This is a genomic window from Pseudomonas sp. GM_Psu_1, from assembly GCF_026544185.1.
GTDB classification, from domain to species: Bacteria; Pseudomonadota; Gammaproteobacteria; order Pseudomonadales; family Pseudomonadaceae; genus Chryseomonas; species Chryseomonas oryzihabitans.
In genome coordinates this window covers 240734-265589 of the sequence record NZ_JALNUX010000001.1, presented here as the reverse complement: position 1 = coordinate 265589, position 24856 = coordinate 240734, and the positions used below count along the sequence as shown (strand labels likewise).

The following is a 24856-nucleotide window of genomic DNA, read 5'->3' as shown; positions in this document are numbered from 1 at the left end:
CCCCGCTCCCTCGGGGAGAGGGCTGGAGTGAGGGCCGCCCAGCCCCTCACCTCACAGACAATCCTTCACCGCCGTCAGAATGGTCCGCGGCCGCAGCGGATTGTTGGCCATCTGCTCGCGCAACTGGATACGGGTACCGCGCGACGCCGACCCGATGTCGATGATGGCCGCCGTGGCGCCCGGCACCTTGCTATCCACCAGCACCCGCTGCCCACTGCTGCCCTGCGGCTGGACCAGCACATGGCGGCCGTCCTTTTCCAGACCGGTCACCAGGCAGGTGCGATAGTCCTCGGCACTCTTGCCGGTGCGCAGCTCCATGGGCGGATTGCGTTCAAGATTCGCCTGGCTGGTGCAACCGGCCAGGGCAGCGGCCAGGAAGGCCAGGGTTTGGGTTCTCATCAGCGGCTCCTCGCAAGCTCTTTGCGCCATTTTAGCCGCCGCTGGCTTACGCCAGCCTTAACCGCCGCACATCCTTGGTTTACAAGGGCTTTCCCATGGCTATAATGGCCTCCCCTTGCCGGTATAGCTCAGCTGGTAGAGCAACTGACTTGTAATCAGTAGGTCCCGGGTTCGACTCCTGGTGCCGGCACCATCTATATCTCCCGCCGTTCCCAACTGATCGCTCACGTCAGTTCTCCTTCCGTCGGATCTACCCGCTACCGTCATACGCTTGCCTCTGTATGATCCATGGTCATCACTGCAAATGGACCGGACCATGGCCCAAGTTACCGACCGTAGCGTTTCGCCCTACAAAGAAAGCTGCTTCGTTCAAGCTATCTATGCCGACGGGACAGTACTGCGTGGCTCTGGGACGGTGGTGGGTACCAACGATGTGCTCACTGCACTGCACGTGATCTACAACGCCGATCACGGCGGGTGGGCAACTTACGTCAGCGTGACGCCCGGAGCCCTGGTCGGTAGCAATGGCTTTTCCGCGCCTCTTGGTACCTACTCGGCGGAAAGTTGGACGGGATACTCTTCGAACTGGGATACCAACAACGATGGAATCCCCAGTCTTGCCGAGTCCGGCCATGACTTGGGCTTGCTCAATTTCGATCTGAATCTGGCCAGCCTGACAGGAAGTCTGCAGGTTACGAACAGCCAGCAAAATTTCACTGGCACCATCGTTGGCTATCCTGCACGCGGCTCCAGCGTGATGCAGGAAACCGTGAATGCCACCTACCTCGCCAATGAGTCCGTATTTCGTGTCGATGGCGCCTTGGGTGTAGGAGCTTCAGGCGGAGCGCTCGTCGATTCCAATCACGGCTTCCCTACCGTCAGCGGAGTCCTGTCTGCAGGAGACAGCGCTTACACCTACGCCATCTACGCAGCCATGACAGGCGCCAATCTGAACTGGTACCAAGCGGCGGCTGCCGCTAATGACGTCCTGCTCGATGTCAGCAGCGCTTACCGCCCAATGGGAGCGGGTATTTCCAGTGGTAGCGATCACGATGATCGCCTGTTGCAGTCACGCCTCGCTTACGATGCCAATAATACTGCCAAGGTCTATGGATACAAGGGAACCGACACGCTGGTCATGCAAGGCGCATATGCCCAGTACGGCTTTGCAAACAAGGACGGCGGCCTCGTCGTGACAGATCATCGCCTCGGCGCGCAGCTCGAGCTCTACGATATCAATGTTCTGAGTTTCCAAGATAGGACGCTTTATGTAGTTAGCGAAGAGCAGGCGCAGATCGCGCGGCTCTACAATGGCTTTGGACGAATTCCCGATACTGGCGGCCTTCAGGGGTGGCTGGATGCCCAGGCGCAAGGCCTCTCCTTCCAAACCATCCTGAACAGTTTCGCCAGCTCTCCGGAATTCAACGCCCTTTACGGCCAGAGTACTGATAGCCAGTTCATTTCCACGCTCTATACCACTGTTCTAGGTAGACAAGCCGACTCAAACGACATAACACACTGGGTTCAGCAACTGGAGACAGGACTCAGTAGGCCGGATGCTCTGCGGGCCTTCACCGAGTCCCTCGAGAACAGAATTCGTAGTGAGGGTGATGCGGGCTATCTACAGGTAGTCGCGCACACGGCGTGGTCCAGCCACGACGTGGTCATTCAGCCTGGATTGGTACTTGGTACCCAATCCGGCGATCGTCTTTACGAACAGACGCTGCATTCCTCATCGAACAAGTCCCTGATTTTTGCGGATCAGGGTATCGATGTGCTGCAGCTGCAGGGATCAGCAGGCGGTTATCTGCGCAATGCAGGTGCGTCGGACACCACTGGATTCACCTTGATCAATCTCTCTACCCACCTGGATATGGAGCTGAGTGACGTAGAGGTCCTCAGTTTTAGCGACAAGGATATATTTGTCCTGACGCCCATTCAGGCGCAGATCGCCCGACTTTATACGGCCTTTGACCGGACTCCTGACCTACAGGGCTTGCATGGCTGGATTGATGCGTTGCGCCAGGGTGTAGATTTCGCCGCCATTACCCAAGGCTTCACCCAATCTGGTGAATTCGCGCTTCGCTATGGCAGTTCATCTGATGCGGAATTCGTCCATTCTTTGTATGCCACGATACTGGACCGCCCTGCGGAGGCGCACGGTGCGGCCTACTGGGTCGATCGCATGCAACACGGATTAAGCCGAGCGGATACGCTGATCGCCGTTACCGACTCGCTGGAAAATCAGCAATTGACCGAAGGGCCGAACGGTTTCATTCAGCTGGTCGGTCAGGCGAGTTGGGCTTGAAATCGCTTTAGTTCTGCCAAGAAGTATCCTGACGGATACACATCGACGAGCTGTCGTTTCGATGGCTTGAGTGTCACTCAACGGCTATCGAGCGGGGCTATCATAGGCTTCTCATATCATTTCATGGATGAACCGTGATGCAGTTGATCAGTGACCGCTCCGTTGCTCCCTATAAACAGGTCTGCTACATAGAGACCTATTTTCCAGATGGCACGATCTCGCGAGGCTCAGGCAGCGTCGTGGGGATCAACGACGTTCTGACCGCACTGCATGTCGTGTTCGATGCTACCCACGGTGGCTGGGCAACCAAGGTAATGGTCACACCAGGCGCTTTCGTGGACGAAAGTGCTGGCAGCTTCTCAGCGCCCTTCGGGACCTATTCCGCCAGCAACTGGGTGGGTCGGACCACCAACTGGGACACGGATGGCGATCATCTGCTGACGATCAAGGAATCCAGCCAGGATCTCGCGCTCATCGGTCTAGATATCAACATCGCAGCAGCAACAGGTGGCGTGCTGACCGTAGGTAACTCTACCAGCAGCTTCCAGGCTACCTTGCTAGGGTACCCTGCTGACCAGCACGGGCTCATGCAGACCACCGGATACGCCTATACAGACTTTCCGACCAATTCCGCATACGACGTCACGGCTGCGCTCGGCCCAGGTGCCTCTGGTGGGCCCTTGTTGGATACGAGCTCGGGTAGCCCTGTTGTCAACGGCGTCCTGTCCGCCGGTGACAGCAGCGGTTCCTACTATGCTTCCACGGGTGGCTTCAATGCTGTCTGGTACGCACAAAGCGTATCTGGAAACAACAATCTATTGCTCGAGGGCTATCAATATCGCCCTGCGGGAGCGGGGGTTGCCAGTGGCAGTGATCACGACGACCTGTTGTACGAATACCAGCTGTCTTACGTTAACAAGACGGCATCGGTCTATGGTTACAAGGGTGCTGACGCCCTAGTAATGAACAGTTCCTACAACAATTATCAGATCACGGTGGACTCGGCCAACGGCGGTCAGGTGCATGTCACCAACCTCGTCAGCCAGACGCAACTGTCACTCAACGACGTCAATGCGCTAGCCTTCAACGATTGGGTGGTCTACCTCATGACTGAAGATCAGGCGCAGATCGCCCGTCTTTATACGGTCTTTGGCCGGACACCTGATTTCCAAGGCTTGAAGGACTGGGTCAACGCTTACGAGCACGGGACCTCCTTCAGCACAATCGCTTCGAGTTTCTCCAGTTCTCAAGAGTTTGCCAATCGTTACAACGCCGTGGATAACCAAGGCTTCGCCTCGCAACTCTACAGCACCATCCTCCAACGCTCCGCGGATGCCGATGGATTGGCGCACTGGACACAGTTGCTCAACCAAGGCATGACCCGTGGTGACGCCATGATTCAGTTCACCAACTCCCAAGAGAACATCAACTCCACCTCAGCTAGCGACGGCTTTATCAAGATTGTCAGCCACAGCGCCTGGACTGACGCCGGTGTAGTTATACAAGATGGTGTAGCCTTTGGCAGCGCCTTCAACGACCGCGTCTATGAGAGCCAACTCGACTTCAACAGCAACGGGACGGCCGAGCTCTTTGGCTACAAAGGCGGAGATATCTTCTATCTCGAAGGGGCTTCAGGCAATTACCAACGCACCCAGGTGGATAGAGATACGCTCAGCTTGAGTAATACGAGTAGCGGAGAAAGAATGCTGCTCAACGATTTCAACATGCTGAGCTTTACCGACAAGAACGTATTCGTCCTGAGCAACACTCAGGCGGAGATCGCACGTCTTTATACGGTCTTTGATCGGGTACCTGACTTCAATGGCCTACAGGACTGGCTGAATGCCAGTGCTCACGGCATGACGTTCAACGCTATTGCGAATACCTTCTCGCAGTCCCAGGAGTTCGCCAATCGCTACAACGCCGTGGACAATCAGGGCTTTGCCAATCAGCTCTATCAGACGATCTTGGGGCGCGAGGGCGAAGCCGCGGGTCTGGCCCATTGGACCCAGCAACTCGACGGTGGACTCAGTCGCGGCGATGCGATGATCAACTTCACCAACTCTCAGGAAAATCACAACCTGACCGAAGGTGCCAATGGCTTCATTCAGCTGATTGGTCAGAGCGACTGGGTCTAGTCGATCCCGCGTGCAAAAAAGCCCGCCATTCGGCGGGCTTTTTGATCAGGGGTGATGATCAGCCTTTAGCGACCTCTCCTTCCTTTACTCCGGTCTTGCGCTCTTCACCCGGCGTGGGCACGGCCAGCCAACCGTTGATCTTCTGGATATCGGTATCGCGGAAACCGCCACTCCAGCGCAGCAGCACCAGCTGGTTGGTGACGAAGTCATATTGAGCCTGCAGATAATCCCGTCGTGCGCTGTACTCCTGCTGCACCGCGTTGAGCACATCCACGGCAGTCGCCACGCCCAGGCTGAGCGATCGCTCACTGGCGGCGCGGGACTTGATCGCCGAGTCCAGGGCATTACGCGACGAGCCGATCTTGGCCAGGTCTGCAGCGCTCTTCATATAGGCCGTGCGTGTTTCCTTCACCACCTGACGGCGGATCGATTCGTACTCCTGCTCCGCGGCATCGCGCGAGCCATAGGAGCTGGCGACACGAGCGCTGGTCGAACCGCCGCTATAGAGCGGGATCTGCACGCTGATGGTGGCTGAGTAGGTGTTGATCGCGGAGGAGGCGATGACGTTGTCATAGGCGAAGTCGCTGCGCTGCGCGCCCAGGTTGAAACTCAGGGTCGGCAGATGACCGGCCTTGGCCTCGGAGATACCGTAGTTGGCGGCATCCACGGCGCGCTGCTTGGCCTCCAGTGCAGGGTTGTTCGCCACTGCCGAATGCACCCACTGTTCTTCGTCACCTTGCGGCATGGCCAGTTGGGCTTTTTCGTTGAGGCGCTTGAGCGGCTGATAGACCGGACGGCCGATCAGCTCCCCCAGTGCCTCGCGGGTCACCTGGATCTGGTTGCGTGCTTCAATTTCCTGCGTTTTCAGGCTATCAACCTTGGCGGAGATCTGCAGCACGTCGGTGACCGTGCTCATTTGCTTGTCGAACAGCGCCTGGGCACGATCCAGGTTGCGCTGCGTCGCCTTGCGTTCAGCCGTGACCAGTTCGAGCGTGTCTTCAGCCGCCAAGGCGGCGAAATAGCGCTGGACGAGGTCCGCGGCCGACTGGGTCTTGGCATCCTCGTATTGGGCACGGTACTGCTCGGTCAGTTGCTCATAGCGCTTGAAGCCGCGCCAGGCGGCAGCGTTGTAGAGTGCCTGACTCAGGGTCAGGTTGTAGCTCTCGCCGTTGTAGTTGAGAGTCTGCATGCCCTCCTCGCGCCGAACCCGACTGGTCGAAGCCCCACCGCTCAACTGCGGCAGCACTTGGCCGAAGGCGGCGCGCTCCTGGCCCTCCAGATTCTTCACCTGAGCCTCGGCACCACGAATACGGGGGTCCGACACCGCGCTGTCCTGATAGAGCTTCCAGAGGTCTACGTAATCCTGTGACCTAGGCGCGACAGGCGTCTGAGCCTGTACCCAGCCAGGGCAGCCCAACACGGCCACCAATGCAAGAAACTTGGCGTTCATGTCTGCTCTACTCCTCGATCATCGAGCGAGCCATAGCATTGCGCGCTGGCTTGAGCAGGTATTGCAGCATGGTGCGCGAACCGGTGTTGATCAGCACGTCGGCAGGCATGCCTGCCACCAGCTCCCGATGCCCGAGATCCTTCTTGCCCTGTTCGGTCAGTTTTACCCGGCCCAGGTAGTAAGGCGTGCCATCACGCTCATTGGTGATGCGGTCGGCCGATACATAGACCAATTCGCCCTCGATGATGGGCGTGGTGGCATTGCTGAAGGCACTGAAACGAACCTCGGCCTTGGTCCCCAGTTCTACCCGATCGATGTCCTTGGGCTCTATATGCACCTCGACGATGAGCTTGGCCGCATCCGGCACGATATCGAGCAGATTGGTACCGGATTGCACGACGCCCCCGATGGTATGCACCGCCAGGTTCATCACCATGCCGCTGACCGGTGCCTTGACCTCGGTCCGGTTGTATCTGTCCTGCAAGGCGCCGACCCGCTCGCGTGCCTCGTAGACTCGCGATTGAGCATCGGCTAATCGACTAGCCACGTCGGACTTGAATTTCTGGGTAGTCTGCAGGATCTGCAGCCGCGTCTCGCCGATCTGGACTTTGGCTCTTGCAACGGAGGATCGCTGATCGGCAATTTCTGCCTGCAACCGCGACAGGTTGCGCTCCTGATCGCGCAGGCGTTCGTTGCTGACGAAACCCTCCTTCAAAAGCCCGGTGAGATCCTTAATTTCGCTGGCGTAGGATTTGGCAAGGCTCTCCTTACTGGCGATGATGTCGTTGTAGCCTCGGATCTGCTGTTCGAGCTCGGCAGCACGGTTTTTCAGCACATCGATCTCACCACGCCGCGCATCTCGACCCGCCAGAAAGATCTGCCGCTCACTCGCACGAGCCTCTTGGACACGCTTGTCCGCGGTTGGAAAGTCACTGGCACCGAAGATGATGTCATTGGCGTCGTCGCGCTCAGCAATCAATCGAGCCTCCTGTGCCTGGACGGCAATCAGCTGACCACGAGTCGCTTCCAGTTCGGAGCCTGCCTGGGTGCTGTCGAGTACGATCAGTACGTCACCGGCTTTTACTTCATCGCCGTCGTGTACTCGTACCTCGCGGACGATCCCGCCTTCAAGATGCTGGACGGATTTGCGGTAGCTATCTACAGCCACTACGCCAGTAGCGACAGCGGCACTGTTGAGCGGCGCCAATGCTGCCCAACCACCGCCGATTCCGAATACCACGAAGAGAATGATGAAACCCAGTCGACGCACAGGTGCATCATTGACCTTCAGGCCCGCGGCCTCAGCTTCCATGTAGACGTCTTTCATGCGGGCGCTCCTCCTGCACTACCAGGCTTGGGCGGCAAAGGGGTAACCGAACCCGGGTTGGCCACTGGCTGCGGACCACCAGACTGCTGCGCCTTGAGCTGAGCGAGCACCTGATCACGGGCTCCGGACATCACAATCTGGCCTTCGCTGAGCACCAGGAGATTATCCACATAGGCCAGAGCGCTGACCCTGTGGGTGATGATGAACAGCGTCGTACCCTTTTGCTTGAGCTTGATCAAGGCTTCGCCTAGTGCTCGCTCACCCGCATCGTCAAGATTCGAGTTGGGCTCGTCGAGGATCACCAGCTTGGGATCGCCATAAATGGCACGTGCAAGACCTATCCGCTGCCGCTGCCCACCGGACAACGCACCGCCATGGGCCCCAATAACGGTGTCGTAGCCCTGGGGTAGACGCAGAATCATCTCGTGAACGCCTGCAACTTGTGCGGCCTCCACGACCTTGGTGGCGTCCACTTCTCCGAAGCGGGCAATATTGTCGGCGATGGAGCCTTCGAACAGTTCGATGTCCTGGGGTAGATAACCCAGGTGCGGGCCCACGGCAGCGCGATCCAGATGGAACATGTCTGCTCCATCCAGCCGCACCTTGCCACTTTGCGCAGGCCAGATGCCTAGGAGCGCGCGTGCGAGAGTCGATTTACCGGCAGCACTCGCCCCCAGCACGCCGACAGAGGCTCCAGGCGGCGCGCGGAAGCTGATGCCCTTGATGACAGGTGAATGAGCACCTGGCGGGGTGACAATGATCTGTTCTACGGAAAGATCCCCTTTGGGAACAGGTAGAGGCATCCGCTCTGGATCTGCTGGTATTTGTTGAAGCACATCGTTCAGGCGAGCGTATTGCCCACGCGCAGCGACGAAGCCACGCCAATTTCCAATCATTTGATCAATAGGGGCCAAGGCTCGACCAACAAGAATGGAAGCAGCGGTCATCAAACCAGGAGTAATCTCATTATTTATAACCAGATAAGCACCCAGTCCAAGTACAAATGACTGAAGCAGCATCCTCCAGGTACGAGATGCATTTGAAATGGCACCCCCTTTCTCACTGGCTCTAGCCTGCAGAGAAAGCACTCTGTATCCCCGAACCTTCCAGCGCCGCAGTAGGCTGGGCAGCATACCCATGGAATTGATCACTTCCGCATTTCGTAGGCTGGCATTCACCATGCCCAAAGCCGCAACGTTCTCACGATTCGCTTCAGACAGTTGTTTGCTAGTTGCCCATTCATTAGCGAGGGCAAGCGCCACTGCGATCAAAGCGCCTATTACCGTCAACCATCCAAACCACGGGTGAAAGTAAAACATCAGCCCTATATATACCGGAATCCAAGGAATATCAAAAAAAGCAAATAATCCGCTTCCTGTAAGGAATTGTCTCAGACCAGAAAGATCGCCCATGGGCTGCGCTGAAATGCCTAACCCGCTGGTAAAAAGAGATTGCTTGAAACTCGCATTGAAGACGCGCTCGCTGAGCATCAAATCCAAACGAGTTGAGATACGGACCATCATGCGCGAGCGTATCCACTCTAGCATGCCGTAAACTGTCATTAAAAAGACCACTATTAATGTCAGCATAATCAAAGTGGTAACACTACGACTACTGACAACGCGGTCGTAAACCTCCAACATATAAAAAGATGGAACCAGCAACAGCAGGTTAACGAAAAGACTGAAAAAGCCAACATACAAGAAGCTTTTTTTTGACGATAGCAGAGCGCTTTCAAGCTCTGTCTTAGGCTTTTTGCTCATCATGCACCAGATAGGCTACGCGTAGAAAAATCACATGAGTCGAGAGTCTTGACTCTTTCCCGAAAGATACCGCAGGCAAAAAGCTTGACTATGTAGGCAAAAAAGAAATTGTCCAAACCATCAGAAAACTCCAGCGCGCCGAGCGAGCTATGCGGAAAAAATCTGACTATCGTTGTGGCCTGCCCGAGTCGTTGAAATTCGAATTGCGGCATGACCACCGGGCCGCGACAGCATACTTCAAACACAAGTACTTGACACTTTTTCTTGGAAAATGCGCACTCGACTGACTGAATCTCGCTCGCAGAAAGGTTCTTGCCCATGTAGACCAAAATCGTCTTGTCGCAATCCAGTGCAACTGTAAATCTATCCACACATCGCACAAAGTGCTCATAAACAGATTGAGTCAAAGGATTGTGATGATTGAATACGCGTTCAATACCGAGCTTTTTTTTAAAATACTCATGATCGTAAGCGTCGGAACAACCACCTTGACTCAAGGATGACGGGGCTTCTTTATAATAACTACGATCAAGGAAATGACAAAATGCATCAGCCACACACTCCAGCACCATAGGGATACTGGTAAAAAGCCAGTCAAAGGGCCCCGAAGACGTTCTTAGGCCAAATTTTTTAAGTAGGCTAGCAGTCGCACAATGATCTCCAATACTGAAGAAATTAAAATCCTCTACTGGGATCAAAAGAAGCTTTTCCAGAAAAAACTCTTCAATCACCAATTTTCTATATTCTTGGCTCCTAGCAAAGCCGCCCGCCAAACTCGCCAACTCCCTTTCGCCGGGCATCGGACTCATACCAGATAAGTTATTTCGTAAACCGGCAGTATCTGCAGACCTACCTAATACTTCTTGGTATAAATTTTCGAGAAATCTAACTTTGTCGAAATGATCAACCATTTAGCTCTCCTTGAGAAAAATGGCTTCGAACGACTTTGTCATCTTTGAGTACTGATTCGAAAGCTTCAAGGCTACCCCAGGCCTTATCTGCGAAGCTTTGAAAGCTGACCAATCCGCTTTCTCAATTAGCCTCAACAATTCCGAAACATCGCCTAACCAATAGCTATCTGCCAGGCCTATTTCATCAAAAAGATCCTTGATTTTTTTTGAGCCGAATCCCAGTAACGGAAGACCGTATTTAATCGCAGGAGCGCACCCATGAAATCTCATGGAAAGTACCGCGGCGCTATCTCGAATTTCAGCGCCCAGATCGTCTACAGAAGAACAAATTATGTGACCAGGAAACGCCGGCAACAACTCCATTTCGAGAGGATTAAACGGCTCTACGAAAATAACTCGAATGTCATTTCTGCTGGAGCTTGTATAGATACTCTTCAACCCGTCTATAAATTCCCGATGCTGATCATCCAGCGGATATCTCAGGATTATATCGAGCCTCTTACTTATCTGTGGTGAAGCGATAGCCTCGTCGATACAGCGCTTAATGACTGGATCGCATACCTTTATTACATCATTACGAAATCGACTCAGAGCCAGTACGGATTCGTTATCGCGGGCACTTACACCCTGACATCCATTCAATAATGCCAAATACGAGTCATGATAAAAGGGGTCATTGACGTGCACCCTACTGGCACCTACCGCCACGAGAAAGTAGGGTGTACCCGCAGCTTTTAGCCCATCAATCCAACGAAGATCGGTCAGTGGATAATGCTCGACACCAAGCAATCCACCCCCGCCGATTAAAATAGCGCTAAAAGAAGACAGGAGTTCAAAATCAAAGAGACACTCTCGGGGAAGCTTTTTACCTATAAATGGATAATCTGAAGTCGACTCCCAAGACACTGAAAAAATTTGCTCTCCTGAAAGACCAATATCTAGCAGGTAGCTGGCTAAAAACTGAGCCTGATCACTGTCTCCCATATTTCCGTTGCCGTAGGCCCCTATCAATAGAACACCACTACGACAACCAATCTTTCTACCGCCATTTAAAATCTTTTTTTCTGATCTTTCAGAAAGATGAACCCTATACTTTTTTTCAAAAAACTCTTCTGAGTCGAGAAAATTTTCAAGAGTAGCCTCGAGAGACTCCAACTTCATTTTCTCGGCTACTACCTCATCATTTTCTGGGGGCCTCCTCAAAAGATATTCATATAGATACAGAACATCTTCCAAAGAGGCTTTCCTTTTCCACTTATTGGTCGAAAGAAAACCGTCGACTACCGATATAGCTTCGTCGGATGCTAATAGTCTGGATCGAGCATCATCAAAATCTAGACCCACAAGCTGATCCACGACATGCTCGCTTTCAGGCTCACGACCTAAAATGCACTTATACAGGTAGAAAACGTCTTCTCTCGACACGCTCATTAAAAGCCCCTAACTTTAGCCTTGCTAACGCTGGTAACCTTGCCGAACGACTCAACGTATTCAAGGCGCGCTAATAGATCGTCGCTTTCGCATACCATGATGGAGACCAGCCCCATGCCAATGGTTCTAAGGTCTGCCTTGTTGGTTTCTACGCTCAAGTCTGTCAACTGCTGGTTGTTGAATTCGATCCGGAGGCAATCATTGCTGTCTCCTTTGAAAGTAAACTTGAAGATTTCTTCGCTTTCAGAAAATTTGACCTTATCAAACTCCTGCCCATTGATGCGGGTGCCGAAAAAGGAGCCGTGCGAAGGTCGTGCACACTGAACATAGATCGATAGATCTTTTTCGGTAGGCTGAAGAGGAATATTCAGCACAGCCTTCTTTTGCAGGCTCCAAACGCCCCAATTTTCCAAAGCACCCCACCCTTGGCCAACCCTGAAAGTACCACTATCCAAAATATACTTATCAAAGTAGAGATTTACATTCTTTTGGAACTTATACAGAGCGCCAAATTCGAAGCGTAAAAGGTCCTTGGTAGCTGCCAAGCCAGATGACTCAATGTCTTTCAATGAGCCTAGAATAGCGAGAGCAACGTCAAGCCACGTCTTTTTCCTGAACGTAGAGCCAATGCCTTGCTCTTTTTCTCGAAGAAAACGAACGTCGAGTAAAGATTTAAATTTAGCTATGTAGTCCGATCTATTTCCCGACTCGAAGTAGATCGCTAAATCACCACCTGCCTCGGTCAGAGAGGTATTATCTGCAACCAGCGGAACCTTACCACAGGCCAAACTTTCACTGACTGGCAATCCCCAGCCTTCATAGTAAGAGTTATAGGTTGTAAATCGGCAGGCTTTATAAAGCACAGCCAACTCTGAATCGCCGATATTGGAAAGAAGGCGTACTTTGCGCTGAAGTATTTCGCTGTTTTCAAACCTCGACATTGCAGCTTCATTCAGCCAGCCGATCTTGCCGACGCAAACCAGATTAGGAACATTGTCAATTCCTAGGCCTCTTACCATCTCAAGCCAAGCATCGAAAACAAATAGATGATTTTTTCGACTTTCAATAGTGCCCACGAAAAGAACAAAGGGCTCTTCCAAAATTTCCATAATTACGTCGGAACACACTATGTTTTTTTCTTGTGTTTGCTCCAAGAAAGCAGGAATTGCATCTAGCGTGCAGACGTGAGGCGATATTTTACGTCCATGTACTTGTAGCGCCAGAGCGCTCAGATCGGAAGCTGTTTGTTTGGAATTTGCCAAAAAGTCATCGGCATACAAGATGACGTTGTGAATCCAAGATATGAAATCTTTTACTAAACCCTCTGAGCAATGTTCAGGCACCTTCAACGGAATAATATCATGAATATAAGGAACGTATTTTATGTTATATTTTCGCTTGGCCTCTGCCACAGTCGAAAAATAACTAGGGATCCACCAGGATGTCCCTAGATTCACCACCACGGCTCCTTTTTCGAAAGAAGCCTCCTTGATCCGCATCAAATAATTTTCTAATTTGTTCAGGATGGCTCGCCAAGCGGGATCATCCACCTCAGATGATGTGCCTGCCAATGCGGTCATCTCTTTGAACAGTTCTTTCGGAATCGACTTCCAATTAGCGCCATCTGCCTGCATGGAAATTATCGAAACTTTTGAATCTTCGATAAGAGCACTCACAACCTCGATTTGGACGCGCTGAATTCCCGTTGGCGCTCTATTGTGCTGGAAGTATTGGACAAGATCACTGATATCAAAGCAGACACCGGACAAAGGCGCGCCTGCGCTTCCAACAGCGAATTCAAGCGAACCACCGTTCAAAATATACCCTGAGCTTTTCTCTACAACGTCAATCCGACCAGACAGCTGGTTAGAAGGAATAGGCAATTCAAAGCCATATGATCCAGTCCCTATATCATTATCTTTCAAATCTTGACGAAATATAGTTGCCTCTGCAGTGGCTAAGATCTGGCCATTTTTCTTCGCCACTACCGTGCAGGAAGACCCTAAATCGCTTCTATTTACCAACCAACCGGTGACCTTGCCAGCCGAATAACCATCGACATGACCGTAGTACTTACTGCTCATGATCAACCCCCACAGCTAAATTATTAAAGATAAATTCCAGGCGCCTCTTATAGCGCTCTTTACATTGACTCAACGAAAACGGAAGCTCGCCGACGCTGGTATCTTTCTTAACGCCCTCGAAGAACAAATCCTTCATCTTTTGTGCAGCATCAAGCACATCAACCTCAGCCCAGCGCCCAAGAGCATAGGCATATTCACCCTCTTTTACCGGCTCAAAGGTATGACGAGGAAATATAGTATTTTCAGAGTTACAAAATTCCATATTGCCAGAATGACCTGTCGCTATAACGTGCAATCCTAGCTGTAGCGCTTCCGCAACGTTTCTTCCATAACCTTCAGCTCGGTGAAATGATAAAAAGCAGTCACAACTCCTGTAAAGCTGGCACAGGCGCTTCTTAGTGAACGTCTCTTCTATTATGAAGATTCTTTTGTCGCTACTAGCAGCCGACTTTACGTCCTGCCATATTTGATCGAACACTTTTGGAGCGTGGACCTTTATGACCAACCCGACCTCGCCTGGAGAGTATAAAGACGGAGGGAACGCTGCCCAAAAGGCTTCCAAGCAAGACTTGGGATTCTTCCGATAGGATGACGAGCCCAGATCGAATACGAAAACAAATAAAAATGCCGTACTTGGAAGACCGAAATCGTCACGAGATACTTGTGTATACTCGGGAATTGTCACATTCAAAGGCATTATCATAACAGGCTTCTTTGAAGTATGGGCCACCGCATCATAGATGTATCTAGATGACACCCAAATCTCGTCAACGAGATCGATATACTTCAGCCATGCTGCTGGCCAGGCTTCCAGCTCCCATGGCCAATAGCCCACATTATAGTGACCTGAAAAAATATCTTTTTCGGAAGATACCAATTGTCTGGCTGTTTCTGGAGCGGTCATGCAAAAGATGTTGACCGCCAAGGAAGGATCGTAAGCGTCTGGCTTAGAGTACTCATCAAAATCCTGCGGATGGTTTGGGCCAGGATCGAAATTTACTCCGGCAACAGAAATCCCGGACTCCTTGAGCGCTTTATAGGTGCTTCGAAAATCCTCACCTATACCTGAAGCACCATATGCATAGCCAAACACATTCACGCCCTTTCTTTTAGGGCCGACGCATTTTTTTTCTTCTTTTGCCTCGTACAACCAGCCGAAGTCATACTCTTTCAGCAAGTGATGAGAAAACCACAGAAGAAGCTCCGCCCTGCGGCTTGGCAAGGGAAAGACATCCTGAAGATCACGCCTCGATGCGTATACGATTTCCTCGAGATGCGTCAACCCGCAAAGCTCTGGCTTTTTTTCTAAAAGCTTTTTTTTGAGGCTATTGCTACGCTTTAGCGATGGGTACTCGTTGACACCATTGAATACCAGCCACGCCAAGAATTCTGTAGACCATTCATTGTGAGCAACTGCGAACGTATCTTTCAGATCGGGACGGATATCAAAGAGCAGCGTGATCGGGTCCATATCTTCAGTCTGCATCAGACGACTGACGACCAATGCTCACGCCACTATAAGTACCCAAGGCCCAATCGGCGTTCAGGGAAGGGCTGTAGCAGAAATCAAACTGGTATTTGACTCCCCATCGATTCAGTAGCAACTGCTGCTCTCTCTTGGATCGCGCAGCCTTGTCCGCCGTGGAGTCCTTCCCCCGACTTGCCGATTCCGCATGGATCAACTCGGCGAACGGCGTCCAGAGGATCTTCAGACCGAGCTCATTGATGCGCAGGCACATGTCCACATCGTTGAAGGCGACGGGGTGGCGTACCTCGTCCATGCCCTCGATCTGCAGATAAAGGTCGCGGCGCAGAATCAAACAGGCGGTGGTGCAGGCGCTCTGACGACGAGCAAGATGGTTGAAGCCCAGATAGCCGGGATCGTTGCGCAGCCAGTTGTTGCCCGTATGGGCGGCCAGGCCGTTGATGCCGATGACGACACCGGCGTGCTGGACCATGTCGTTCTTCCACAGCAGCTTGGCGCCTACCGCTCCAACATCAGGTCGTACGGCCAGACTCATCATTTCCTTGAGCCAGTCGGGATGCAGGATCTCGATGTCGTTGTTGACCAGCCCTATGTATTCCCCCGTGGCGAACTCGACACCGACATTGTTCAGGGTGGCGTAGTTGAAGGGATAGGGGTGCGGCAGGATGCGTACACCGCGGGTCTTGAGTTCGTCGAAGTACTCCAGGGTCTGGGGATCGCTGGTCTGGTTGTCGACGATGATGAGTTCCAGATCCGGGTAGTCGGTCTGGGTCAGCAGACCTTCCATGCAGGCATGCAGGAGCTTGTAGGCATCCCGGGTGGGAATGATCAGGCTGACCTTGGGCAGTCGCTCGGGCAATGGCCAGTGGGTGCGTAGCGCACCGGGCAATTTGGACTGGCGGCTCAGACGGGTACCGGGACGCAGCTTGTTCACCAGCCAGGTCAAGCGCTCAAGACGCTGCGGCTTGCCGGCATCGCAGGCGGCCGGCGTTGCGGGACTGTTGGCACTGCGATGGCTGAGCACCTGGGTCACGCGGGCGACACCCAGGTTATCTTGCTCGGTGGCCAGGATAAGGGCGGCGAGTACACCTTCGTGATCGCGTGGCAGCTCGGGCGCTGCGTTCAGCAGTCGGACGGCGCGCTGGATGATGTCGCGGCCAAACAGGGCGCCGGCGGTAAAGAGATCGGCGCCCAGGTAGAGGTCCAGATCCCAGTTCGGTTTGAACCAGGGGTTGCTACGTAGGCCATCCGCTCCGTCCTGATCGCTATCAGCGAAAGCCCAGGCCGCTTGCTTGCCTGCCTCTTTCCGTTGCAGAGCCAGCGCCAGTTGATCGAGGGCGTGGGGCAGTAGGCGGCTGTCCAGTGGCTGGAGCAGCACGGCTTCGGCCCCCTCCTCCAGCAGCAGCTGCAAGGAGGTAGACACATCAGCGGGATCGGCGACGGCCTGGGTGAAGGGTGGCAGGCGTTGTTGGCTCAGGCTGTCCAGGCAAGCCTGCCGCTCGGTTTCATCGGCGTCCCCGTGGAGCAGCACGGCGATCCGGCTACCGGTCACGGCTTCAGGATACTGAGGTGCGCGCTGGTAGTGAGCGAACCATTGAGGATAGTGACCGAAGCCGGCGCTACGTGGACAGCGCTGATCGTAATCGCGCGCCAGGCGAATGAGCAGGTCGCGGGGTGTTGGATCGGCCTGCTCCGGCCAGTGAGCGGCTACCAGTGCGCCGAGCCCATCGGCGTGGCAACAGACGGTGATGGGGCTACCCTGCAAGGGGCGGCCCTGGTCGTCTTCGATATGCACTTCGCGACGCTCGCCGTCCCCGAATTGCCAGGGCAGCTCAAGGCTGTAGCCATGATCGGCATCGGCGCGATAGATGAGGGCGGGATGGTGCAGATCCGCCAGGCAACGGGCGACGATCTGATCGCCCAGGCGCGCCCTCACCTCGACGTGACGGCCCGGGGTGGTGTCATCCCAGACCCAGCCGCCCACGGCCAGACCACCTCCATACCAGACCTGACTGCCCGGTACCTGAGCCTCGGCCTTGCGCGGCTTCTCGTTGGGCAGCTCCAGCGGTTCACCGATCCACGGGCCTTCGTTGGCCAACCGCACGGCGATACGCCGAGCTCCACTGAGCCAGGCCGGCTGCAGCTGGAGAGCGAAGCCGTGAAAGCCGTCACCGGCCAGCGGATCGTGCTGATAGGTGTCCGCACGTACCAAGGCTACGGGAGCCCCATCGATGACGACCTCCAATGCCAGACGCAGATCAGGCTGCGCAGGATCGAAGGCCCAACCCTCCAGTACATTGCCGTGAAGGCCTTGGATCTGACCTTGCACAGTGACCAGGGCGGGAGCTTGAGAGAGTTCAGTCATGGAGAAACCTGTCGGGAAGGGCGTCGCCTAGCAGGGCATTCAGGGGCGCGGGCAGCAGACTGAGGGGATGGGCGCCCGCTTCGGTCGCGACCGCACCTGCGGGTGCATAGAGGGGCAAAGCGGTATGCCCGGCAATCTGAGGGGCAAACCAGGCACTGGCCGGTGCGGCCTCGAGACTCAAGGCCAGGGTACAGCCAGCCAGGGCAGGTATCCGGGACCGGGGGACACCGGGTAGCTCGATCAAGGGGCTTACATTACCGCTGGCGAGCAGGCTCTTTTCCCAGGGCGTGCGCTCGAGAAGCAGGAACCGGCAGGCCAGGCCCTGCCGCCGGCTTAGGCGAACCAGCTGCAACCAGGCCTGGGCCAGGCGTGGATCCGCCAGGGAATCGGCGATCAGGATATGGTCGAGGCGTTGAGCCGGTGGTTGGTCGAGCGACGCAAAAGGTGCGCCCGCCGCCACAGGGACCTGGGGATTGCTCATCAGCAACGTGGTGGCGAGCGCGGCGAAGGTCACACGCTGTTCGCCAGCTGCCTCGTGGAAGCCAGCAGCTTGGAAGAAATCACCAGCGACCGGATCGATCAAGCGATAGGGTACGCCGATCCGTGCGGCCAGGGTCTGCAGCAAGGTGGGACAGCGCTCCGGCTGAATGTAGTCCAGGGCGCTCGGCTGCAACCGCTGCAGGTCTGCGATCAGCTGCTCCACGTCCGCGGGTAGACGGTAGTCCAGGAGCACCGGCAACCCCTGGCCATGAACCTGAAGGCTGACCTTCAGCTCGGCGTCCGTCTGCCGAAAGGCCAGTACAAAGGCAGGTGCGTCGCCGCCCAGCGCCGTGAGGAGATCAAGTCGATCAGCCGTGATGATGGCTGCGCCAATGTTGGCTGTCGCCAGCTGTGCACCGAGCTCAGCAAGTCGCTCGCGCTGCAGGTGCTGGCGGTAGGGCTTGAGCGGATCGTGACGATAGAAGCGCTCGAAGGCGCGCTCTGCACCAGGATAACGCTGGCGGAGAATGGCGTTGTTGAAGGCCACCCGCTCGAGCTTTTCCGCACCGAAGGAAACACCGCCCCGATGCGCAACGAAGGCCCGCTGTGCTGCCACGTGCCGCCAACCCTGGGCCTTGGCCCTCAGGCACCAATCGGTTTCTTCGCCATAACCTCGCTTGAGCTGGATCTCGTCAAGCAGGCCGACCTGCTCCAATGCACGACGCTTGATGTAGAAGCAGAAGCCACAACCCACCTCGATCTCGGGCGGCGCCGACAGGTCGCTGGCTGCCTGGCGATGCAGGGCACGCTGTTCGTCCAGCGTGGGCATGACGTGGCTCTTGCGGCTTTCCGGAAAGCTGAGCAGCTCGCCGTTGTTGCTGAAAGGGGTGGCAGTGGCTACATCGGCTGCGGAGTAGGCTGCCTCGCGCAGCCTGTCCAGCCAGTCATCGCAGACACGCGCATCAGCGTTCAACCACACCACATCGCGCCCGGGATGCAGCGCCATACCCCGATTCATGTTGCGGATAAAGCCCAGGTTGGCAGGGCTGCGATGGAGCTCGATCCGACCCGCCTCGGCCAGTTCGCGCAGCGCCTGACTCAACTCAGGCTCAGGACTTTCGTCGTCCAGCACCACCACGTTCATAGGGGTCCGGTTGGCGTCCAGGCTATCGAGCACGCCCTGGATACAGGCGAGCGAGGCCTCACGCCCGCGGTAGATGGGAATGAGCACATCCACGAGCTGTTCGATGGACGCTACCGGTGTTTCAACCGGTATGGGCCGCAAGGGCTCGACGGCCGCCAGAGGGCTGCCCAGAACCTCGCTACCATCCGCCCAGCACAGGCGCACACGCCCCAGGGGAGCAGGCAGACGGATGCGAATGCCACCATGACGCCCGCCATTGACCGCCTTGGCCAACAAGGGACTGAGCAGGTTGGCGACGATGGTCTGTTGGCGATCACCCAGTTTCAAGGTGAGCTTGACCGGGGTCTGCGGATGACGGGTATCCAGCGCCCAACCCCGAATTTCCTGGCTGGCCGGATCGAATTCGACGTGTCCCCAGCGCCGTGGCGGCAGTTGCTGCAACAGCACGGCCAGTTCGTCGGCGCTATTGACGTAGGGCAGCTGCTCGACCAGTTGCGCGGGTTTGACGCCCGGTAGCGCGATGAGCGCACGCAAACGCAATAGCCGAACCGCGGGAGTATTACGGGCGGGATTGGCCGGGTCGGCGAGAAAATCGTAGGCGGCTTGGGACTCGCCCTTTTGCAGGAGCACATGAGCGAGCAACGCAGCCGTTTCACCCTGCCGGGCCAGACTGGTATTGGCTTCGGCCAAGGCCAGGAAAGCCTGATCCAGCGCGCCTCTATTGAGCGCCGTAAGACCAGCGGAGACCAGCGCTACCGGGCGCTGGTCGGGAATCTGAAGTGCCAGTTCGAGACGACGTTGAGCCTCTTCTGGCTGTCCGGCCTGGAGTAGAGCCTGATAGTGCTCCATGAGTGTCGATTGGCTCATGGGCATCGGTCTCCGCGAAAAGCCAGGTGGATCAGAGTACTACCGTTTAAAAAAGACTTCCGGCCCTAAGGCCGGAAGTCTTGTCTCAGGTCAGCGAAGCGCTGTTAGACCTGACCGGTGACCACGATGACGCCAGAGCTGTGGTTCTGAGCCTCCACGGAGCCCACGATGCCTACGGCGACATCAGCACGGGTTTGGCCGGTAGCCAGTTGCTGTGCCCAGTAAACCAGCTCCTCGGCACCAATGGCGCCGTTACGATCCAGGGCGTTGTTGTACAGGCTCTGGATGAACTGGGCGTCGGTTTGGTTGCCGTGGGTAGCACCGTACTCGGCGGAGTTCAGGAAGCCGTTGGCGATCTGGGTCAGGTTGTTGCCATTGCCTGCCAGAACACCAGTCCAGGTCTGAGCACCGGTGGCGTCCGCGTCGCGATTCAGCAAGGCCTCGTACAGACGCAGGGTGGTAGCTTCAGCGTTGTTGGAGGCTACGGCCAGGGTATCAGTGCCGGTAGAATCCTTGATGAACTGGACGTTGGTCAGGTTGAGGCTGCCAGTGCTGCTAGTCAGTACGACCGCGCCATTGGAAGTGGATACGGCATAGTCCGAAAGGCGACCGCTGACCTGTACCACGTCGAAGCCGGAGCCGGCATCGACTTTATCATTGCCATTACCGGTGTAGATCAGATCTTCACCTGCTCCGGTGCTGACGGTGTTGTTGCCCCCATTGAGGATGACCACGTCGTTACCACCGGCGGTGGTAATTTTGTCGTTGCCTGCACCAGCGTCCACCAGCGTGTTGACGTTATCGGTCACGGTGATGGTGTCATCGCCCGAACCACTGATGATCGCGCGAGCGATACCGCTGGCATCGACAGTAGCCTGAGTGGTGACGGCATTGCCAACGGTGAAGGTAATGTTTGCTTCCGAGTTGATCAGGAATACGGATGCATTGGCCAGGGTCGGACCAACCGGGATAGTGACGTTGGTACCAGCGGCACCTGCGACGTCCAGGGAGACGAATTCCGGGGTCTGCAGAGCGCCAGTCACCGGATCGACGGTCAGACTCAGCGACTTGCCGTTGTAGCCTGCGGCAGCAACAGTGGAGCTGGAAACGTCCAGATCCAGGATGTCGGCGATAACGCTCTTGGTCGTGGCGTTCAGCGAAGTTGCGTCCAGAGCGGTGGTGAAGGCGGAAGCGGTAATGGCGGCATCGTATTGCATGAAAAGAATCTCCTAGGTCGCGCGTCAGTTCGTGACTTGCGCGGAATGAAGCGGGGCTTGGGTGAGATCTTCCCTGGGAGACTGGTAGCGGGCAGCGTTCATCTCGATGCGGGGGGTGATCGATACATGTAGAGCAACTAGCTTGGCCTGCCCTTGTTGGGCAGTAACTTCCTGGCCGTCCACGAGGTCCTGCGGAGGGCATCCGGCAAAGACCGCCTGGGCGTCCAGAACGTATTCGGCGCGGCGCGGCCCGACCAGAGCCATGGCCACCGCGGTGATGGGTGCGCGCTTGCCGCGCGAACCCGAAAAATTGCCGCTTAGAACGGCGGGCTGCAGGACATCTGCGACCTTGCAGCTATAGGCGACGTCCACGCCCTGAGGCTTGTTGGGCCAGACGATGGCAAATCCTTCAAGACGGGCCTCTTGTTCGACATTACCGACCCATTCGCTGGCCGTAACATCACCTTGGGCCTGAACATGGCCGATCAGCTTGAGCACTATAGGATTGCCGTGACGCTCGACCCGTGCGGCGGTCGCCAGAGCCTTGCTGGCCACGACCGGAGCCTTGCGCTGCTGTTCGGAGCGAATGATGTCAGCGGAGGTATCGATCCGATCGACACGCAGATCGACCTGGCGCACCGGGAGGTCGGCACGCTGGTATTCGGTGATAAGCAGGGTTCCAGCGCCGTTCTTGACGCGCACGATCAGCGTATCGCCAAGACGGGAAAGGGTATTGCGGACGACCGTTTCGCCAGGAAAGAAGTCGACCGAGCTCTTGCCGATGGGAGCAGGCTGGAGACTGATAAGGCAAGGTTCCTCGGCGATCTCCTGGGAAGCATATCGAACGATATACATGCCGGGCTCGAGAGTGAGCAGCCGAGTCTTGAAGGTGAAGGGTGAATCGTCCATTTGATCCATAATGCCCGTGACCGATTTCCTTAACAGTCCCGGATAGGTGCATCCGAGCCTTGGTCAAGCGCCAACCCTATCACACTTCTTGTGTGACGGTGCCAGCTTCTTGACGAGGTCAGAATAGAAGAATTTCATTAAATCTCAACGTCAAAACGCAGAAGACCACTACCGTTCGGTAGAAAAGTTCAATGTCCTTGATAGCAAAATGCCACAAAAAAGGGTGCACCGGCCCACAAGTCTGGAATCCCTAACACCAGAACCGGAAACTGCATACTAGACACCTGTGCTAGGGTGCGTTCCTTTTGAGCTCAGATCGATCATGCGCATTCTGCATGTCTTCAAGACCTATCTACCTGACACCCATGGCGGAATCGAACACGTCATTCGCCAGATGTGCCTGGCTACGAGAGGCTTTGGAATCGATCACCGAATCCTGACGCTCAGCAAGCATCCTGTCCCGGAACGTCTGGAGGTGGATGGCATTCCTGTCCGCCGCGTCAAGCAGGATGTCGACTTGGCCTCGACGGGTCTTTCCTTGACCGCTTTTCGAGCCTTCGCCAAGGAGGCCCGCGCTGCCGACCTGGTGCATTTCCATTTTCCCTGGCCGTTCATGGACGTCTTGCAGCTGCTGACGCGACCCGGCAAACCCTATGTGGTGAGCTATCACTCCGACATCGTCAAGCAGCGCCATCTGCTCAAGCTGTATGCGCCCTTGATGCAACGCTTCCTGGGCAACGCGACCTGCGTAATAGCGGCCACCGAACCCTATCGCCAATCCAGTCCGACCCTGCAGCGTCTAGGTACGAAGGTCCGGGTGATTCCCTATGGCCTCGATCCTGACAGCTATCCAGAAGCTGATCCGCAGCGGCTCACGAGCTGGCGCCAGCGCCTCGGACCGCGCTATCTGCTGTTCGTAGGGGTGTTGCGCTATTACAAAGGTCTGCATCTGTTGCTAGAAGCGCTCCAGGGGCTGGATTACCCCCTGGCGATCGTGGGTGCCGGCCCGGAAGGTGACGCGCTGCGGGCACAATGCGAGCGGCTCGGCCTCAGAAATTGCCATTTCCTGGGACGCCAGAGCGAAGAAGACCTGGCAGCGCTCTACGCAGGTTGCGAGAGCTTCGTGTTTCCTTCGCACCTGCGTTCCGAGGCCTTTGGCATGGCGCTGCTGGAAGCAGCCATGTACGGCAAACCCATGCTCAGTTGCGAGATCGGCTCGGGCATGAGTGAGATCAACCTCAACGGGCAGACAGGGATCGGTGTGCCACCGGAGCCTGCGGCTTTGCGCGAGGGGCTGATGACACTGTGGGAGGATGCCGAGCTACGGTCCCGGTACGGTCAAGCCGCTCGGGCACGCTTCGAGACGCATTTTCGCAGCGAGATCATGGCCAGCAAGCTTATCGAGGTCTATCGCGAGGCCCTAGCCTGAGCTCGCTAGCCTAACGACCTTGCAGGGCGAGGCGATACACCTCTAGCGTCCGAGCAGCGCAGGCGTCCCAGGTGTAGTCACGAGCCCGGCGCTCGCCCTCTTCCACTCGCTGGCTCACGGCCAGAGGATCGTCGAGGACTTCGAGCATGGCCTGGGTTATGGCCTTGGAGTCGCGTGGATCAGCCTGCAAGGCCGCATCGCCGACCACTTCCGGCAGCGACGTCGTGTTGGAGCAGATCACGGGGCAACGCGCGGCGAAGGCTTCGATAGCCGGTAGTCCGAAGCCTTCGAACAACGACATGAACACCACAGCCGCCGCACTCTGCAGCAAGGCGATGACTTCATCCTGGGGCAGATACTCCAGCCATTTGCCTTCGCCCCTGGCCTCCAGCGCACGCAGTTCTTCGACCAGGGCCTCGGCACGCCAGCCATTGCGTCCGATGACGACCAGGGGATGCCGCTTGCGCAGCGCCTCGGGTAGCTGGGCATGAGCCGCAAGGACAGCCGCAAGGTTCTTGCGCGGCTGCAGGGTGCCGACAAAGAGGAAGAAGCCTGGCTCCAGGCCATGCTTGTGCAGTGCCTCCTGGCGCGCGGCGTCGGATTGCCGGCTGAAGTAGTGCGCGTCCACACCTAGTGGCGTGACGTGAACCCGCTCTTCCGCGATGCCCAGCAGCCTGACGATGTCTCTCTTGCTGTACTCCGAGATGGTGATGACCTGATCGGCCCAACCCACGCTCTGATTGAACAGCCAATTCTTCAATCTGCGCAGCTTGAGCGTGACCCACTCGGGGTGAATCTGCGGAATCAGATCCATCACGCTCGCCACCATCGCCACATTCTTGAGCCGCGGAATGTGATGATCAGGCGCGTGGAAGATATCGACTTCGTTCGCTAGTCGCTGTTCGACTTGGCGATCAGCGCCCCACAGTGCGTTCTTCAGGACGAACTTGGGGAAATGCGGCGTCAGGCTAACAGGTACGCCGCAATCCAAAGGTGGGGTGTCTACGCCAAAGGTGTAGGGGCGAATCCGGACGTCTGAGCGGCTTGAGAACGCTTGGGTTAAGGACTGGGTATAGATGCCGATCCCGTCGAGATGCCCCTTGGCTACTCCAGAAGACCAGACCGTGCTGCCCAGCCCGATTTTCAAT

The 24856-nt window shown here is 55.9% G+C and carries 16 protein-coding genes and 1 tRNA gene; 4 read left to right on the top strand and 13 right to left on the bottom strand.

Annotated features, from left to right (window positions below; translation table 11 throughout):
• Positions 1-51 precede the first annotated feature (51 nt).
• On the bottom strand, positions 52-399 hold the full coding sequence (locus OXS31_RS01240) for a hypothetical protein (RefSeq protein WP_144954514.1): 348 nt from the start codon (positions 397-399) through the stop codon (positions 52-54).
• 117 nt (positions 400-516) lie between these two features.
• Here OXS31_RS01240 and OXS31_RS01235 point away from each other — a divergent pair.
• The 3 genes from OXS31_RS01235 to OXS31_RS01225 all read left to right on the top strand — a co-directional run bounded on the left by OXS31_RS01235 (position 517) and on the right by OXS31_RS01225 (position 4845).
• Positions 517-592, top strand: a tRNA-Thr gene (locus tag OXS31_RS01235).
• Between the two features lie 123 nt (positions 593-715).
• A complete protein-coding gene (locus OXS31_RS01230; RefSeq protein WP_267397318.1) occupies positions 716-2707 on the top strand; it encodes a DUF4214 domain-containing protein in 1992 nt (663 codons plus the stop codon).
• A gap of 137 nt (positions 2708-2844) precedes the next feature.
• Entirely contained in the window at positions 2845-4845 is a 2001-nt protein-coding gene (locus OXS31_RS01225; RefSeq protein WP_260984947.1) for a DUF4214 domain-containing protein, read from the top strand.
• Positions 4846-4903: 58 nt separating this feature from the next.
• Here OXS31_RS01225 and OXS31_RS01220 read toward each other — a convergent pair whose 3' ends face one another.
• The 11 genes from OXS31_RS01220 to OXS31_RS01170 all read right to left on the bottom strand — a co-directional run bounded on the left by OXS31_RS01220 (position 4904) and on the right by OXS31_RS01170 (position 22279).
• Entirely contained in the window at positions 4904-6295 is a 1392-nt protein-coding gene (locus tag OXS31_RS01220) for a TolC family outer membrane protein (RefSeq protein WP_258196411.1), read from the bottom strand.
• Between the two features lie 7 nt (positions 6296-6302).
• On the bottom strand, positions 6303-7622 hold the full coding sequence (locus OXS31_RS01215; RefSeq protein ID WP_267397314.1) for an HlyD family type I secretion periplasmic adaptor subunit: 1320 nt from the start codon (positions 7620-7622) through the stop codon (positions 6303-6305).
• Complete coding sequence (locus OXS31_RS01210) at positions 7619-9385, bottom strand: type I secretion system permease/ATPase (protein WP_108581671.1); 1767 nt, start codon at positions 9383-9385, stop codon at positions 7619-7621. Before OXS31_RS01210 ends, OXS31_RS01215 begins: the two co-directional genes overlap by 4 nt.
• Positions 9385-10296: a DUF1796 family putative cysteine peptidase gene (locus OXS31_RS01205; protein WP_267397310.1), complete on the bottom strand. Its 912-nt coding sequence runs from the start codon at positions 10294-10296 to the stop codon at positions 9385-9387. The genes OXS31_RS01210 and OXS31_RS01205 overlap by 1 nt, the downstream gene beginning before the upstream one ends.
• Positions 10297-11652 (bottom strand): polysaccharide pyruvyl transferase family protein, encoded by a 1356-nt coding sequence (locus OXS31_RS01200; protein ID WP_267397308.1) that lies wholly within the window; start codon positions 11650-11652, stop codon positions 10297-10299.
• Between the two features lie 74 nt (positions 11653-11726).
• Positions 11727-13811, bottom strand: a complete 2085-nt coding sequence (locus OXS31_RS01195) for a glycosyltransferase family 1 protein (RefSeq protein WP_267397306.1) — start codon at positions 13809-13811, stop codon at positions 11727-11729.
• A complete protein-coding gene (locus tag OXS31_RS01190; protein ID WP_267397304.1) occupies positions 13801-15297 on the bottom strand; it encodes a glycosyltransferase in 1497 nt (498 codons plus the stop codon). Before OXS31_RS01190 ends, OXS31_RS01195 begins: the two co-directional genes overlap by 11 nt.
• Positions 15287-17662, bottom strand: a complete 2376-nt coding sequence (locus OXS31_RS01185; protein WP_267397302.1) for a glycosyltransferase family 2 protein — start codon at positions 17660-17662, stop codon at positions 15287-15289. Before OXS31_RS01185 ends, OXS31_RS01190 begins: the two co-directional genes overlap by 11 nt.
• Positions 17655-20153 carry a glycosyltransferase family 2 protein gene (locus tag OXS31_RS01180; RefSeq protein ID WP_181084811.1) on the bottom strand — a complete coding sequence of 833 codons (2499 nt, stop codon included), beginning with the start codon at positions 20151-20153 and terminating at the stop codon, positions 17655-17657. Before OXS31_RS01180 ends, OXS31_RS01185 begins: the two co-directional genes overlap by 8 nt.
• Before the next feature lie 104 nt (positions 20154-20257).
• The gene (locus OXS31_RS01175) at positions 20258-21370 is read right to left on the bottom strand and encodes a DUF4214 domain-containing protein (RefSeq protein WP_144954547.1); all 1113 of its coding nucleotides are present in this window, start codon (positions 21368-21370) and stop codon (positions 20258-20260) included.
• Positions 21371-21394: 24 nt separating this feature from the next.
• The gene (locus OXS31_RS01170) at positions 21395-22279 is read right to left on the bottom strand and encodes a cell wall-binding repeat 2 family protein (protein ID WP_258196410.1); all 885 of its coding nucleotides are present in this window, start codon (positions 22277-22279) and stop codon (positions 21395-21397) included.
• Between the two features lie 322 nt (positions 22280-22601).
• Here OXS31_RS01170 and OXS31_RS01165 point away from each other — a divergent pair, with 322 nt between their 5' ends.
• Positions 22602-23708, top strand: coding sequence for a glycosyltransferase (locus OXS31_RS01165; RefSeq protein WP_144954553.1), 1107 nt, complete (start codon positions 22602-22604; stop codon positions 23706-23708).
• Positions 23709-23718: 10 nt separating this feature from the next.
• Here the strand turns inward: OXS31_RS01165 and OXS31_RS01160 are convergent, their stop codons facing one another.
• A complete protein-coding gene (locus tag OXS31_RS01160; RefSeq protein WP_267397847.1) occupies positions 23719-24855 on the bottom strand; it encodes a glycosyltransferase family 1 protein in 1137 nt (378 codons plus the stop codon).
• Position 24856: the final 1 nt, after the last annotated feature.

Excerpts from the sequence above, each read along its gene's own strand:
- OXS31_RS01210 (WP_108581671.1), bottom strand. The coding sequence starts at position 9,385 with ATGAGCAAAAAGCCTAAGACAGAGCTTGAAAGCGCTCTGCTATCGTCA.
- OXS31_RS01230 (WP_267397318.1), top strand. The coding sequence starts at position 716 with ATGGCCCAAGTTACCGACCGTAGCGTTTCGCCCTACAAAGAAAGCTGC.
- OXS31_RS01190 (WP_267397304.1), bottom strand. The coding sequence starts at position 15,297 with ATGCAGACTGAAGATATGGACCCGATCACGCTGCTCTTTGATATCCGT.
- OXS31_RS01180 (WP_181084811.1), bottom strand. The coding sequence starts at position 20,153 with ATGAGCCAATCGACACTCATGGAGCACTATCAGGCTCTACTCCAGGCC.
- OXS31_RS01225 (WP_260984947.1), top strand. The coding sequence starts at position 2,845 with ATGCAGTTGATCAGTGACCGCTCCGTTGCTCCCTATAAACAGGTCTGC.
- OXS31_RS01175 (WP_144954547.1), bottom strand. The coding sequence starts at position 21,370 with ATGCAATACGATGCCGCCATTACCGCTTCCGCCTTCACCACCGCTCTG.
- OXS31_RS01220 (WP_258196411.1), bottom strand. The coding sequence starts at position 6,295 with ATGAACGCCAAGTTTCTTGCATTGGTGGCCGTGTTGGGCTGCCCTGGC.
- OXS31_RS01195 (WP_267397306.1), bottom strand. The coding sequence starts at position 13,811 with ATGAGCAGTAAGTACTACGGTCATGTCGATGGTTATTCGGCTGGCAAG.
- OXS31_RS01205 (WP_267397310.1), bottom strand. The coding sequence starts at position 10,296 with ATGGTTGATCATTTCGACAAAGTTAGATTTCTCGAAAATTTATACCAA.
- OXS31_RS01165 (WP_144954553.1), top strand. The coding sequence starts at position 22,602 with ATGCGCATTCTGCATGTCTTCAAGACCTATCTACCTGACACCCATGGC.
- OXS31_RS01240 (WP_144954514.1), bottom strand. The coding sequence starts at position 399 with ATGAGAACCCAAACCCTGGCCTTCCTGGCCGCTGCCCTGGCCGGTTGC.
- OXS31_RS01185 (WP_267397302.1), bottom strand. The coding sequence starts at position 17,662 with ATGACTGAACTCTCTCAAGCTCCCGCCCTGGTCACTGTGCAAGGTCAG.
- OXS31_RS01170 (WP_258196410.1), bottom strand. The coding sequence starts at position 22,279 with ATGGACGATTCACCCTTCACCTTCAAGACTCGGCTGCTCACTCTCGAG.
- OXS31_RS01215 (WP_267397314.1), bottom strand. The coding sequence starts at position 7,622 with ATGAAAGACGTCTACATGGAAGCTGAGGCCGCGGGCCTGAAGGTCAAT.